We start from the raw sequence: 13,482 nt of genomic DNA, 5'->3' as shown, positions 1-13,482 counted from the left end.
CGAAATCCGGTCACCACTGGCATGGAAGAAGAACAGCAGGCGCGGGATTTCGGCTGGGTTGCCCAAGCCATCCCGGAACACCGCAAGGTCATGGTGCGCGAGTGCGTCAAGATCCTGGGCAACCGCTGGGACGCCGAGGAAGCGGTGAGCGTCGCCGTCGTGAAGCTGATGACCAACCCGCCCGGGAAGCCGGTGGAGAACCCGCGCGCGTGGTTGTGCACGGTCGCGCGGCACGCGGCGATCGATTGGCTTCTTCTGCCGCAGAAGCGCCATGAGGTCCCGGACGGCCGGGACCACGAACCCGGCGGTCCGGCCGTCGGCGACCCCCGGGACTGGCGGATCCGGTTCGACGTCGGGCGGTTCCGGGATCGGGTCCTGGCCATGGTGCCCGAGCCCCGCCGCGACGACGTCGAGCTCTACTTCGAAGTGCACCGGGGCCTGGGCACCGTGACCGAGCAGGCGATCCGCTCGGGGGTGCCGGAGCACGACATCCGCAGGCGGCACCGGCGGGCCAGGACCGCGCTGCGCCGGGCCGCACCCGTCGCGGCCCTGGTCACCGACCCCGGCGACGGGCCGGACCGCTGTCCCGTGCCGTTCAGCCTCGCCCGCGAACTGCCGGACTCGCCGGCGCTGGTCCGCAAGGTCGAAACCCACGTCCGCGGCTGCGCGAAGTGCGCCCGCCGCAAGAGCGACCGGAACGGCTTGCGCGGAATCGTCCTCGTCACCACCGGAGTCGTCCTGGGCGGCGGCCTGCTCACGTCGAAGGTCACGAAGGCCGCGGTTGCCGTGGGCGCGACGGCGGCCGTGGTGCTGGTCGTCATCTTCGGGCCGGGGAGCTCGGGCTCCGGGCCGGAGCAGCCTCCGCCCCCGCAGCCCGTCCCCGTGCGGGCGCCGTCGGTCGCGGCACCGTCTTCACCGCCCGAGCCGCCGGCCCCGGCCGCGACCGCCCCGGCGGGCGTGCCGCACGCGGCACCCGCCGCGGCGGAACCGGCGCCCAGCGGCAGCGGGGCGGCCGCCCGGGAGGTTCCGCTCACCGTGACGGGGTCGTGGGTCGAACACCGCCGCATCGTCACCGGGGAACACGGCTGCGAGGACGAACCGCACTCCTCGGGCGTGCGGGTGACCGTCTCGCCCGCCGCCGCGTCGGCGGTCATCCTCCTGACCGCCGGGGGCTTCACCACTTCCCTGCCGATGCAGGGCGCCGGCACCGAATGGAGCGGCGAGATCGGGAGGGTGCCCAACGAAGATGCCGCCGGGCGTCTCGGGGTCGCGGTCCGGGTGGTCGGGACGAGCGGCGCCGAAACCGTGGCGCAGCTGGGGGAAATCCGCCTCGACACCTGCCGGTCCGGCGGGTGAAGCCGGTGCCCGGCCACGTCTTCGTCACGTATGCCCACGACGACGAACCACACAAGGCCGCCGTCCTCGCCTTCGCCGAACTGTTGACGCGCAACGGCATCGACGTGGGCCTGGACCAGTGGGCGACCGGGACCCGGCGGGATTGGGGCGCCTGGGCGACGGAGGAAATCACGAACGCCGACTTCGTCATCGTCGTCGCCTCGCCCGGGTACCGCCACGCCGGTGACGGCCTGGCGAGCGGGGGCCGGCACGGCGTCCAGGCCGAAGCGGCCACGATCCGCGATCTGCTGCACCGCGACCGCCGGCGCTGGATCCCCAAGCTGCTGCCGGTGGTCCTGCCCGGCCGGGACGTCGACGACATCCCGCTGTTCCTGCAGCCGCGGTGCGCCGACCACTACGTGATCGCGGAACTGACCGAAGCGGGGGTCGAGGACCTGCTGCGGACGCTCACGCGGCAGCCGCGGCGGGTGCGGCCGCCGCTCGGGGACGTGCCCGTGCTGCCGCCCGGCGATCAGCCGATCAGGCGCGGGAACAGCTCGCGGACGCCGCGCCGGAAGTCGTCCAGTGCTTCGGCCGTGCCGGCGAGGTGGCGCAGCAGGGCTTGCTGGAACAAGCCGTCGAACAGCGCGTAGGCCTCGGCCGGGGAGCAGTTCGGCGACGCGCCGGCGAGCTCGGCGTAAGCCGAGACGTTGCGCCAGATCATCTCCTGGAGACCTTCGTCGATCTCGGCGACGTCGGCGCGGAACGCTTCCTCGAACATCGACTGCGTGCGCAGGTCGTACCAGAGCCGGTGCATGAGCGGGGCTTCGGCCAGCGCGGTCGCCAGCCCGTCGGCGCAGGCCGCGGCGAGGTCCGCGGGGGTGTCGGCGGGCCCGACGCCGCCCTCGTACCGCTGCACGCACGCGGCCTTGTACCGCCGCACGCAGTAGGTGATCAGCTCGACCTTGTCGGCGAAGTAGTAGTGGAGCAGGCCGTGCGAGAACTTCGTGTGCTCGGCGATCGTGCGCAGGCTCGTGCGGGCGTAGCCGAGGTCGGCCAGGGCGAGCAACGCCGCGTCGGCCAGTTCCCGGCGGCGGTCCTCGAACTTGTCGACTCGGCGCCTCACGGCGGCTGCGCTGGTCACCGGCCGAACATACCATCGAGCACTTCTCTGACCAATCGTCCAAGAAAATCTTGACATTCGTCCAAACGGCGGCCAAGGTCGTCACCAGCCGCCGGCGGAGTTCGGAAGGGACGACGATGTCTCTGTTCTTCTACCTGGAAAAAGGCGCCTCCCTGGACCCCGGGGCGCCCTGCCTCACCCTCGACGGGGTCTCCCGCTCCTACGGCGAAGTGGTCGAGCTCGCCGAGGCCGTCGCCCGCGCCCTGCGCCGGTCGGGGGTCGCGCCCGGTGACAAGGTCGGCATCCTCTCGGCCAACGATCCGACCGCGTTCACCTGCGTCTTCGGCATCTCCCGGGCGGGCGCGGTCTGGTGCCCGATCAACCCGCGCAACGCCGCCGGCGAGAACGCCGAGCTGCTGGACCTGTTCGACTGCACCACGCTGCTCTTCCAGCCCGCCTTCGAAGACCTGATCCGCAAGATCGCCCCGAACCTGCCGAAGCTGGCCACGCTCGTCCGGCTCGGCGAGGGCGATGACTTCGCCCCGGGCTTCGACGACTGGCTCGGCGCCGCCCGCGACGACCCGTCCGCCGCGGCCGCGCAGCCCGACGACGTCGTCGCCCTCGTCGGGACCGGCGGCACCACCGGCCGCCCCAAGGGCGTCATGCTCACCGACCGCAACCTCGAGGTGATGTCGGCGATCACGCTGATGAGCTACCCGTTCGAGGGCCGCCCGGTGTACCTGGCGCTGGCGCCCCTGACGCACGCGGCCGGCGTCCTGTGCTTCCCGGTCCTCGCCCGCGGCGGCGAGGTCGTGATCATGCCCAAGCCCGACGTCGGCCGGTTCCTGGAACTGATCGAACGCCACCGCGTCACCCACACGTTCCTGCCGCCGACGCTCATCTACCTGGTGCTCGGCCACGAGGCCCTGGGCTCCACGGACCTCTCGTCGCTGCAGTGCTTCTGGTACGGCGCGGCGCCGATGTCGACGACCCGGCTGGCCGAAGCCCTCGACCGCATCGGGCCGATGGCCCAGCTCTTCGGCCAGTCCGAGGCGCCGATGATGATCTCGACGATGTCGCCCGCCGAGCACCGGCACCCGGACGGCACCGTCCACACGGGACGGCTGGCGTCGGCCGGCCGCCCGTCGCCGCTGGTCACGGTGGCGATCCTCGACGCCGGCGGAAACCCGGTCCCGCAAGGGGAACGCGGCGAGATCTGCGTTCGCGGCTCGCTGGTGATGGCCGGCTACTACCGCAACCCGGAGGCCACGGCGGAGGCGTCCGCCCACGGCTGGCACCACACCGGCGACATCGGCTTCCTCGACGGCGAAGGCTTCCTCCACATCGTCGACCGCGCCAAGGACATGGTCATCACCGGCGGGTTCAACGTCTACTCCGCCGAGGTCGAGCAGGCCGTGCTGGCCCACGACGCCGTCCGCGACTGCGCCGTGATCGGCCTGCCCGACGACAAGTGGGGCGAGCGCGTCACCGCCGTCGTCCAGCTGAGACCCGGCGCCGAGCTGGACACCGGCGAGCTGATCGCGTTCGTCAAGGACCGCATCGGCAGCGTCAAGGCACCCAAGCAGATCGAAGTCTGGCCCGAGCTCCCGCGCAGCACCGTCGGCAAGGTCCTCAAGGCCGAGATCCGCACGACCCTCACCACCCAGCTGGAAGGAACACGATGAAACTCGCCCTCTACCTGCCGAACTTCCGCGACAAGGTGACCGTGCCGGAGCTCGAGGAGCTGACCGCCCTCGCCGAGGACCTCGACTTCGACTCCGTCTGGACGCTCGACCGGATCATCGTGCCGGAGACGTCGGACACCGAGGAGATGCAGTACGCCTTCGGCATGATCGAGGGGTTCCCCAAGGGTCTGCCCGTCAGCTCGCGGGGCGAGTTCCTGCAGGGCATGCCGCTCATCCCGTGGCTCGCGGCCAAGACGTCGAAGGTGCGGATCGGGATGAGCATCATCGACACGCCCTACCGCTCCCCCGGCGTCCTCGCCGCCGAGCTGGCCACCATCGACCACCTGTCGGGCGGCCGGCTCAACGTCGCCGTCGGCTCCGGCTGGATGCCCGAGGAGTTCGCCGCCGCGAGCGCGTCGCACATCTTCCCGAAGCGGCACAAGCACGTCCGCGAAACCCTGGAGATCATGCAGGGCATCTGGACCAACGACCTGTTCGAGTACCACGGCGAGTTCGCCGACTTCCAGCGCAGCGGGTTCGGCGCGAAGCCGGTGCAGAAGCCGCACCCGCCGATCTTCTTCAGCGGCCTCAAGGACGCGAAGCGCTCGGCGAGCCGGATCGCGAAGTACAACCTGTCCGGCTGGATCGGCATCCAGGACTCGCCCGACGACATCAAGACGTGGCGCACCGAGATCCAGCGCGAGCTGGAAGCCCTGGACACGCCGCGCTCGGTCGACGACCTCGAGATCTCCAGCATGATCTGGTTCGTCATCACCGACCAGGACATGGACCAGTCGTTCCTGGGCAAGGGCACCAACCTGCTCGTCGGCTCCGAACGGCAGATCACCGACCAGCTCAAGCGCTACCGGGAAGCCGGGCTGACGATGCCGTTCCTGTGGCCGCCGTTCCAGGACGTCCCGGTTGCGAAGACGCTCGACGACATGAAGCGTCTCAAGGAAGAGATCCTGCCCAAGATCGAAGCGATGTGAGAGGAACCAGCATGTCCGAACTCGAGGGAAAGCGCGTCTTCGTCACCGGCTCCGGCGCGGGCATCGGCAAGGCGATCGCGGCGCTGTTCACCGAACGCGGCGCCCGGGTCGTCGTCAGCGACCTGAATGCCGACGCGGCCAAGCAGGCGGCCGACGAGATCGGCGCCGCCGGGGTCGCCAACTGCGACGTCACCGACGAAGGCCAGGTCCAGGCGGCCATCCAGCAGGCGGTCGACCTCCTCGGCGGCCTCGACGTCCTGGTCAACAACGCCGGCATCGAGGTGTCGTCGCCGCTGCTGCAGCAGTCGACGGAGAGCTTCGACAAGATCTTCGCGGTCAACGTCCGCGGCACGTTCGTGGCGATGAAGGCGGCGACCCCGCACCTGGTGGAGTCCAAGGGCAACATCGTCAACATCGCGTCGATCGCGGGCATCGGCGGCAGCCCGCTGCTCGGGTCGTACTGCGCGACGAAGGCCGCGGTCATCCAGCTGACCCGCGTCGCGGCGGTCGAGATGCGGCCGGCCGGTATCCGGGTCAACGCGGTGTGCCCGGGCTTCGCCGACACGGCCATGGTCGAGCGCCTGGTGCCCGACTTCGAGGCGGCGACCCAGGTCCCGTTCGGCGACCTCGTCGCGGCGAAGCAGGGCCGGCTGGGCACCCCGCAGGACATCGCGGAGGTGGCGGCGTTCCTGGCGTCCGACCGCGCGAGCTGGATCACCGGCAGCCACTACGTCCTCGACGGCGGCCTGACGGCGTCGCTGGTGTGAGGAACCGGCCGGCGGGCCATGCCCCGGTCCGCCGGCTCCCTCACTCGAAGAACTTGAGGCTGAACCCGGTGTCGGTGTTCGCGCCCGGGACGTTCGCGCGGCTGTACGTCGTCGATCCCCACCAGCAGAACGAGCCGGTGTACCAATAGCGGTTCGCCCAGGAGTACGGCGTGCCCTTCGGGACGGCGTGGAACATCAGGGGGAACCGCGGGCCGGCGGGCGGGCTGGTCGCGATGTCGCCGTTGAGCAGGACGAAGGTGTTGTGGCCGGGGCCGTTGACGTAGAGCGTCGGGTCCCAGCCGGCCATCATGGTGGCGCGGTTGGAGCCGAAGAGGCACCCGTTGGACTTGTACCAGTCCCACACGTAGGTCGGATCCCCGCCGGCGCGCAGGCGGAGCTCGGCGATGCAGTACTGGTCGCTCCAGCTGCCGTTGGCCGAGTAGACGATGTGCAATTGGCCGTTGGGGTCCTTGATGGCCTCGGGTGCTTCGTTGATGTAGGGGTTGCCGACGACCCGCTCCCAGCTTTCCCGCGGCTGCGAGATGATGTACCGCGCGCCGGCGGGGTGGTGGGCGTGCTCATCCGGGCGATGTAGAGGTTCTGCTCGACGTTGGTGTCCCCGGCCCACCCGGACCAGACGAACCAGCGCTGGCCGTTGAAGGTGAAGAGGGTGCCGTCGATGGCCCACTTGCCGTCGGGGAGCGCGAGCTGGGTTTCGCCGGTGTACCCGCTGTCGGCGGTGGTGGAGCTGATGACGTACATCCGGTGCGCAGCCCCGGTACCGGCGGTGAAGTAGACGTAGAAGCGGCCGCCGTCGGTGACGATTTCCGGCGCCCAGACTTCCCCTCGTTCGCGGGTATCGGCCCAGATCTGCCGCGCGGAGGCGCCGGCGAGGCCGTCGGGCGAGGAGGCTTGCCGCACGGCGATCCCGCCGCCGGTCGACTGCACGGAGACGTAGGTGGAGCCGACCCGCAGGACGCTGGGGTCGGCGGCTTTGAGCGAGGTCTGGCCGGCTTCGGCCGGCGGGCCGGTGAGGATCATCGCGAGGAACAGCAGGAAAGCGGCGGCGAGCTTCATGACCCCACCCCTCGGTCGAGTGCGGTCCCGGAGAGCGGGAACCCTCAGGCAGGATCACCGGTGATCGAGAGGGATGGATAGGGCCGCGGGTACTTGCTCGATCCAGTGGAACCGAAATTGGTCTGAACCGGTGACCGCCTGCCCCTCAGTCGAGGCAGAACTCGTTGCCCTCGACGTCCTGCATCACGATGCACGACTCGTTGAACCCGTCGGCGTACAGCGTCTGGAAGTGGCTCGCCCCCAGCGCGATCAGCCGGTCCTGCTCGGCCTCGAGCGCGGCCAGCCGCTCCGGCCCCACCAGCCCCGTGCCGACCCGCACATCGAGATGCACCCGGTTCTTCACGACCTTGCCCTCGGGCACGCGCTGGAAGAACAACCGCGGCCCCACTCCGGACGGATCGACGCAGGCGAACGCCGCCCCCTGGCGGTCGGCGGGCAGTGACGCGTCGAACTCCGCCCACGACTCGAACCCCGAAGGCGCCGGTGGGACGACGTACCCCAGCACCTCGCACCAGAACCGGGCGACGCGCTCGGGTTCCGCGCAGTCGAACGTGATCTGCACCTGCCTGATCGTCCCCATCCGTCCACCCTAGACGGCCCGGGTCCCGCCACGAACCCGGGCCGCCGACACCCTCAGCGCACCATCGCGTCGTGGCCCAGGAGGTCGCCGAACACCGAGATCGCGCGGTCGACCGCGTCGTCGTCGATGCCCGCGTGGGTCACCGCGCGGATGCGGTCGGTGCCCAGCTCCTCAACCCGGATCCCGCGCCGGCGGGCCGCCTCGATCAGGGTGCGGGTCGTGTAGCGGTCGTCGCGGACCTTGAAGAACACCATGTTCGTCAGCGGCGGGCCCGGGTCCAGCCGGACGCCGGGGATGCGCGACAGGCCGCGCGCCAGCCGCGCCGCGCGGGCGTGGTCGTCGGCCAGGCGCTCGGTCATGTCCGTCAGCGCCACGATGCCGCACGCCGCGATCATCCCGGCCTGGCGCATGCCGCCGCCGAGCATCTTGCGCATGCGGCGCGCCGCCGCGATCGTCACGCGGTCGCCCACCAGCACCGAGCCGATCGGCGCGCACAGGCCCTTCGACAGGCAGATCTGCACGGTGTCCGCGTGCTTGGCCACCTCGGCCGCGCTGACGCCGAGCGCGACGGCCGCGTTGAACAGCCGGGCGCCGTCGAGGTGCAGGGCGATGCCGTGCGAGCGGATCAGCCGCGACACCTCGCTGAGGTAGTCCAGCTGCAGCGGCAGCCCGCCGCACCGGTTCTGCGGCGTCTCCAGGCTGAGCACCGCCGGCGGCGCGATCTGCGGGTCGCTGCGGTCGACCGCGCAGGCTTCGGCGATCGCGGCCGGGTCGATCGTGCCGTCGGGCAGGTTCGGCAGCGGGTCGTAGACGATGCCGCCGCACAGCGACGCGCCGCCGGCTTCGTAGACGTACACATCGGACTCGTGCCCGACGATCGCCTTGCCGCCGCGCGGGCAGTGCGCCAGCAACGCGGTCAGGTTGGCCATGGTGCCGCTCGGCATCAGGCAGCCGGCCTGCTTGCCGAGCAGCTCGGCGGCGAGCTGCTCGAGCCGGTCCACGGTGGGGTCCTCGCCGTAGACGTCGTCGCCGAGCGGGGCGCGCGCGGCGGCTTCCAGCATCGTCGGCGTGGGCAGGGTGAAGGTGTCGCTGCGCAGCTCGACGTAAGTGTCCTGAGTGGACGTAGTCTCCGGGCGGAGGGTCGCGAGGTCGTCGGCGAAGGTGGTCACAACGGGCTCCTAAAGGTCAGCGGGTGAGGGTTCGGACGGCGTCGTCGAGGCCGATTTCGGCCTGGCTCCAGCGCCAGCGGCGTTCTTCGGCGGCGCCGCGGATCCGGGCGAACGCGGTTTCGGCTTCGGTCACGGCGGCGAGCACGGACTCTCGCGCCGGACCGCCGCCGTGAGCTGCGTGCTGCGCGACCTCGGCCGGGTCGAGCGCGTGCTCGAGCTGCCCGCCGAGACGGGCCCTGGCGACCTCGTGCAACGGCACCCCCGCCGCCAGTGCCTCCTTCGCGATGGCGCCGACGTCGTGGTGGGCCTGCCGGAACGGGACACCGGCGGCGACGAGCCGTTCGGCGAGGTGGGTGGCCGCGGTCTGGCCGTCGACGGCGCGGGAGTACATCCGCTCCGGCACCGGCTCGGCCCCCTCGACGACCAGCCGCAGCAGGACGACGGCGTCGGTCGCCGCTTCCAGGGCCGGCCACGCCGGGGCGACGGCTTCGGTGCCGACGGCGATGGCGTTGGTGAACCGCGCGGTGGCCATCGCGCTCGCCGACGCCGTGAACGCGCCGAGCGGTGCGAGCGCGCGGCCCTGGACGTGCTCCAGCAGGAACGGGTTGCGCTTCTGCGGCATCATCGAGCTGGACCCGACGACGTCGTCGGCCAGCCGCAGCAGCCCGGCCTCCGCGCTGGTCCACGCCTGGAAGTCGTGGGCGACGCGGCAGAGCAGCACGCCGAGCACGGTGGCCGCGGAGAGCTGGCGCAGCACCAGGTCCCGCGACGCGACGGCGTGCAGCGAGTTCGGGATCGGCGTGGCGAAGCCGAGCAGCGCGGTGGTGCGGTGCTGGTCGACCGGCAGCGACGTGCCGCCGACCGCGCCCGCGCCGAGCGGGTTCTGGTCGATCTCGGCACCGGCCTGCCAGAGGCTTTCGACGTCCCGGACGAGCGCGCTCGCCACCCCGGCGAGGTAGTGGCCGTAGGTGATCGGGACGGCGGGCTGGTGGTGGGTGTAGGCGGGCATGGTGACGTCCGCCCAGCGCCGGGCCCGGTCGAGCAGGGCGCGGCCGAGCGTGTCGGACTCGGCGAGCAGGCGCTCGTGCGGTTCGCGCAGCCGCAGCCGGACGACGGTGGCGTTGAGGTCGTTGCGCGAACGTCCACTGTGGAGGATGCCGCCGACCTCGGCGCCGAGGGTGTCGATGAGGTGGGACTCGTAGGCGAGGTAGCGGCCGCGCGGGGCGGGGACGTCGTGCAGCGGCGCGAACCGTTGTTTTCTGAGCTCTTCGATGCCGGCGAGGAGTTCGCCGGCCCGGCCCCGGTCGACGATGCCGCGTTCGGCGAGCATGACGACGTGCGCGCGGTCGACCTGGCTGATGAGGCCCAGTTCGGCGGCGACCGGGTCGGGCGCCGGCGCGGTGTCGCGGTCGAAGAGGATTTCGCGGGCCGCGGCGGAGATGGGGCTGGTGAGCCGGCCGGTTCCGCCTGGGGCGAGGGTCATCGGGGTGCTCCTTCCGGGGTGTCCGGGTGGGGTGCGGTGGCTCGCCCGGACGACATGAATGAGTCATTCACGTCGGTTGCGAGCCGGGGTGCGGCGGTCTGGGCCACGGTGGTGATGAGGAACCGCAGGGTCACCGGCGGGCTCCTTCCGGGATCAGGGCGGCGCGCAGCCGGTCGAGGCCGGCCGCGGCCGCCGCGCGGGCGCCGCGCGGGCGGTCCGAAACCGCGAGGACGTACCCCGCCCGGTCGCGGTAGTCGCGGGCGGGGCGGACCACCGTGCCGTCGGCGCGGGAGATCCGCGCCTCGGCCACTCCCGGCACCGCCGCCGCCTTCGCGACCGCATCCCCGGCCGAAAGCACCGACGTGGCGGTAGCGGTGAGGAACCGCAGCGACGCACAGGCCCGCCGAGAAGCCCGCAGGTCCGGCGGCAAGCCCAGCACCGCCGAAACCTGCGCCGCGACCAGGTCGACGCCGGTCGCCGCGCGGACCAGCTCCGGGATCATGCCGCCCGCCGGGCGCGGGTTGACCTCCATCAGCCGCGGCCCGCCGGGCGTCAGCCGGATCTCGACGTGCGCCGCGCCGAAGCCGAGCCCCAGCGCGGTCACCGCCGCCCGGGCCGTGTCGATCAACGCCGTTTCGTCCGCGGGCGGCAGCGCGGCCGGGACGTCGTGGCCGACCTCGACGAAGAACGGCGCCGGTCCGAGGTGCTTGCGCACCACCGCGACCACGACATCGCCGAACAGCTCCACCGAGTACTCCGGCCCGCTCGCGTACGGCTCGACCAGGACCTGCGCCGGCACCGGCAGCCCGCGTTCGTTGTGCGTCACCGAAAGCAGCGCCGCCGCCTGGGTGGCCACCGTCTCGGGCGTCTCGCACCGCAGCACGCCGACGCTGCCCGACCCCTCGGCCGGCTTGAGCACCACCGGGAACTCGACCGCCGCCGCGACCGCCTCGGACACCGACGTCGCCACCGTGCACGGCGCCCCGAGGACGGCTCGCTGGTGGGCCTTGTTCCGGCAGTCCGCCACGGCGACCGGATCGGGCCCGGGCAGCCCCAGCTTCGCCGCGACCCGCGCCGCCACGGGGATGAAGTACTCCGAACTGCTCGTCACCCCGGCGGGCTCGCCGACGTCCGCCTCCAGCACCGCGCACGCGTCCGCCGTGTCGCAGCGGACCACGCGCACGCCGTCTTCGGCCGCGTACGGGTACCGGGCCGGGTCGGCCGCGGCCAGCACCGGCTCGTACCCGAGCGCACGGGCCTGCCGCGCGAACAGCCGCCCGGTGCCGGTCGTGTTGCTCTCGACGAGCAGCAGCGTGCGGGTCACGACGCGTCGGCCAGCGAGCGGCGGCCCCAGTTCAGCCACGTCCACGACCCGCCGGGCTCGGTCGGCGCGACGACCTCGTACGGCTCGGCCGCCCCCGCGTGCGCCAGCCCCTGCGCGCGCAGCCACTCGTCGGAGTAGACCGTGTCCTGGTAGCGGTAACCCTCGTCCGGCAGCAGCGCGACGACCGTGGCGTCCGGGTTGCGGCGCGAGAACCAGTCGGCGACCTTGAAGGACGCCCCGCTGGTCGGGCCCATGAACAGGCAGTGCCGCGCGTACAGGTCCCGCGTCGCCGCGAACGCCTCGGCCGCGCCGATCCAGTGGACCTGGTCGTAGCTCGAGTGGTCGACGTTCGGCGGCACCAGGCTGTTGCCGAGCCCGCGCAGCACGCGCGGCCCGTCCGGCTGGCCGAAGATGGCGCTGCGCTGGGTGTCGACGCCGATCAACGTCATCTCCGGGACGAGCATCCGCAGGAACGAGCTCGTGCCGGACGTCGAACCGCCGGAACCGACCGCGCCGACCAGGCAGTCCGGGACGCCGATCGTCTCGGCGAGCTGCTCGGCCACCAGCGCGTACGACCGCGGGTTGTCGGGATTGCGGTACTGGCCGGGTACCCAGTGGTTCGGGTACTCCGCGCGCAGCTCTTCGAGCCGGTCGAGCCGCGCGCGCTGGTAGCCGCCGACCGGGCTGGGCTTCGGGCAGATCTCCACGCGGGCGCCGAGGTGTTCGAGACGCCGGCGCAGCGGCTCGTCGATCGCGGGGTCGCCGACGATCGTGAGCGGGTAGCCGCGCAACCGGCAGACCATGGCGAGGCCGAGGCCGAAGGTGCCCGACGACGTCTCGAGCACGGTGGTGCCCGGGCCGACTTCGCCGCGCTCCTCGGCGCGGTCGAGCATGAACCGGGCGGGCAGCAGCTTCATCAGGCCGAAGGCGGCGACGTGGAAGCCGGGCCGGATGCGGATGATCCGGGGCAGCTCGGTCGCCTCCACGACGGACCGGCTGACGGGGGCGGCAAGGGTCATCGGACTCACCTTTCGGTTTCGAACTGCCAGGTCTCGGTCACGTCGAGCCGCGATGCGGCGAACTGCAGCCGCGCCGGGGTTTCCGCGTCGGTCGCGTCGAAGATCAGCCCGGCGACGTCGCCGCTGTGGGCGACCTGCACGCCGGCGGCCCCGGCGGCGCGGGCGACGGCGAGGATGTCGTCCAGCCCGGGCACGGGCAGGTGGCGCTGGTTGAGCAGGGTGCTGGCGGTGGCGACGCGGCCGAGCAGGCCGGCGTCGCCGTCCCGCACGGCCCGCCGCAGCAGGCCGCGCAGCGGGCGGAACGCTTCGATCTCCCACGACGTGTAGCGCGCGGGCGTGAGTTCGAGGGTGTCGACGCCGCGCCCGCCCGGGCTGGTGCCGAAACCGAGGACGGCCAACGGCATCAGCTCGCCGAGGTCCTCGATCGGCTCGCCTTCGCGGTGGGCGAAGACCACCGCCCGGCCGCCGTACATCAGCGAGTCGGACGCGGTTTCGGCCGCGACGGCCAGCGCGCCGACCTCGGCGGCCGGCAGACCGCGGCCGGTCGCGGCGAGGACCGCGCCGATCGCCGACGTCACGTCGGCCGTGGACGAACCGAAACCGCGGCACAGCGGGATGTCGCTGGTGATGTCGAGCAACCCGCCCGGCACCGGGTGGCCGAGCCGGGCCAGGGTGAGGTCGGCGGCGCGGCGGGCCTTGCTGCGCCACGCGGGCCGCACGGTCGTGCCGGCGTCCTCGGTGGGCAGGAACGTGGCGCGGGTGCTGTAGAGCGGGCACGGCAGCGTCACGAGGCCGCGGCGCAGCCGGCCGCCGGCGGCGAAGACCCCTTGCAGGATCTCGCCGTGGTGGGCGTCGACTCGGAAGCTGCCGGCGCGCGGGTCGGTGACGGTGGCCGGCGCCGGTGCGGCGACCGCGAGGTCTTCGGTCATGG

Annotated in this window: 13 protein-coding genes and 1 pseudogene; 5 read left to right on the top strand and 9 right to left on the bottom strand. The window is 72.4% G+C overall.

Annotated elements, in window-relative coordinates:
• The first annotated feature begins 21 nt into the window (after positions 1 to 21).
• Positions 22 to 1,356, top strand: a complete 1,335-nt coding sequence (locus ACERZO_RS19440; RefSeq protein ID WP_372666100.1) for an RNA polymerase sigma factor — start codon at positions 22 to 24, stop codon at positions 1,354 to 1,356.
• A pseudogene (locus tag ACERZO_RS19435) lies at positions 1,353 to 1,724 on the top strand (SEFIR domain-containing protein); the annotation flags it as partial. The gene ACERZO_RS19440 and the pseudogene ACERZO_RS19435, both read left to right, overlap by 4 nt.
• A gap of 143 nt (positions 1,725 to 1,867) precedes the next feature.
• Here the strand turns inward: ACERZO_RS19435 and ACERZO_RS19430 are convergent.
• Complete coding sequence (locus tag ACERZO_RS19430; RefSeq protein ID WP_372666099.1) at positions 1,868 to 2,479, bottom strand: TetR family transcriptional regulator; 612 nt, start codon at positions 2,477 to 2,479, stop codon at positions 1,868 to 1,870.
• 116 nt (positions 2,480 to 2,595) lie between these two features.
• Here ACERZO_RS19430 and ACERZO_RS19425 point away from each other — a divergent pair, with 116 nt between their 5' ends.
• Genes ACERZO_RS19425 through ACERZO_RS19415 form a run of 3 tightly spaced genes read left to right on the top strand, consistent with a single transcriptional unit; the run spans position 2,596 to position 5,899 of the window.
• The gene (locus tag ACERZO_RS19425) at positions 2,596 to 4,143 is read left to right on the top strand and encodes an acyl-CoA synthetase (RefSeq protein ID WP_372666098.1); all 1,548 of its coding nucleotides are present in this window, start codon (positions 2,596 to 2,598) and stop codon (positions 4,141 to 4,143) included.
• Entirely contained in the window at positions 4,140 to 5,132 is a 993-nt protein-coding gene (locus ACERZO_RS19420) for an LLM class flavin-dependent oxidoreductase (protein ID WP_372666097.1), read from the top strand. The genes ACERZO_RS19425 and ACERZO_RS19420 overlap by 4 nt, the downstream gene beginning before the upstream one ends.
• 11 nt (positions 5,133 to 5,143) lie before the next feature.
• Positions 5,144 to 5,899, top strand: a complete 756-nt coding sequence (locus ACERZO_RS19415; RefSeq protein ID WP_372666096.1) for an SDR family NAD(P)-dependent oxidoreductase — start codon at positions 5,144 to 5,146, stop codon at positions 5,897 to 5,899.
• 40 nt (positions 5,900 to 5,939) lie between these two features.
• Here the strand turns inward: ACERZO_RS19415 and ACERZO_RS19410 are convergent, their stop codons facing one another.
• The 8 genes from ACERZO_RS19410 to ACERZO_RS19375 all read right to left on the bottom strand — a co-directional run bounded on the left by ACERZO_RS19410 (position 5,940) and on the right by ACERZO_RS19375 (position 13,480).
• On the bottom strand, positions 5,940 to 6,209 hold the full coding sequence (locus tag ACERZO_RS19410) for a hypothetical protein (protein ID WP_372666095.1): 270 nt from the start codon (positions 6,207 to 6,209) through the stop codon (positions 5,940 to 5,942).
• Positions 6,206 to 6,940, bottom strand: coding sequence for a family 43 glycosylhydrolase (locus tag ACERZO_RS19405; RefSeq protein WP_372666424.1), 735 nt, complete (start codon positions 6,938 to 6,940; stop codon positions 6,206 to 6,208). The genes ACERZO_RS19410 and ACERZO_RS19405 overlap by 4 nt, the downstream gene beginning before the upstream one ends.
• A 181-nt stretch (positions 6,941 to 7,121) precedes the next feature.
• Positions 7,122 to 7,556: a VOC family protein gene (locus ACERZO_RS19400; RefSeq protein WP_372666094.1), complete on the bottom strand. Its 435-nt coding sequence runs from the start codon at positions 7,554 to 7,556 to the stop codon at positions 7,122 to 7,124.
• A 53-nt stretch (positions 7,557 to 7,609) separates the two neighbouring features.
• Entirely contained in the window at positions 7,610 to 8,725 is a 1,116-nt protein-coding gene (locus ACERZO_RS19395; RefSeq protein ID WP_372666093.1) for a GntG family PLP-dependent aldolase, read from the bottom strand.
• 16 nt (positions 8,726 to 8,741) lie between these two features.
• A complete protein-coding gene (locus ACERZO_RS19390; protein ID WP_372666092.1) occupies positions 8,742 to 10,208 on the bottom strand; it encodes an argininosuccinate lyase in 1,467 nt (488 codons plus the stop codon).
• Positions 10,209 to 10,338: 130 nt separating this feature from the next.
• The gene (locus tag ACERZO_RS19385; RefSeq protein ID WP_372666091.1) at positions 10,339 to 11,532 is read right to left on the bottom strand and encodes an ATP-grasp domain-containing protein; all 1,194 of its coding nucleotides are present in this window, start codon (positions 11,530 to 11,532) and stop codon (positions 10,339 to 10,341) included.
• Positions 11,529 to 12,551, bottom strand: a complete 1,023-nt coding sequence (locus ACERZO_RS19380; RefSeq protein ID WP_372666090.1) for a pyridoxal-phosphate dependent enzyme — start codon at positions 12,549 to 12,551, stop codon at positions 11,529 to 11,531. The genes ACERZO_RS19385 and ACERZO_RS19380 overlap by 4 nt, the downstream gene beginning before the upstream one ends.
• Positions 12,552 to 12,556: 5 nt before the next feature.
• A complete protein-coding gene (locus ACERZO_RS19375; protein ID WP_372666089.1) occupies positions 12,557 to 13,480 on the bottom strand; it encodes a GHMP family kinase ATP-binding protein in 924 nt (307 codons plus the stop codon).
• Positions 13,481 to 13,482 lie beyond the last annotated feature (2 nt).

This window comes from Amycolatopsis kentuckyensis (assembly GCF_041679295.1).
In the GTDB taxonomy this organism is placed as follows: Bacteria; Actinomycetota; Actinomycetes; order Mycobacteriales; family Pseudonocardiaceae; genus Amycolatopsis; species Amycolatopsis kentuckyensis_A.
The sequence above is the reverse complement of the archived record's forward strand: the minus strand, read 5'-3'. Positions and strand labels throughout refer to the sequence as shown.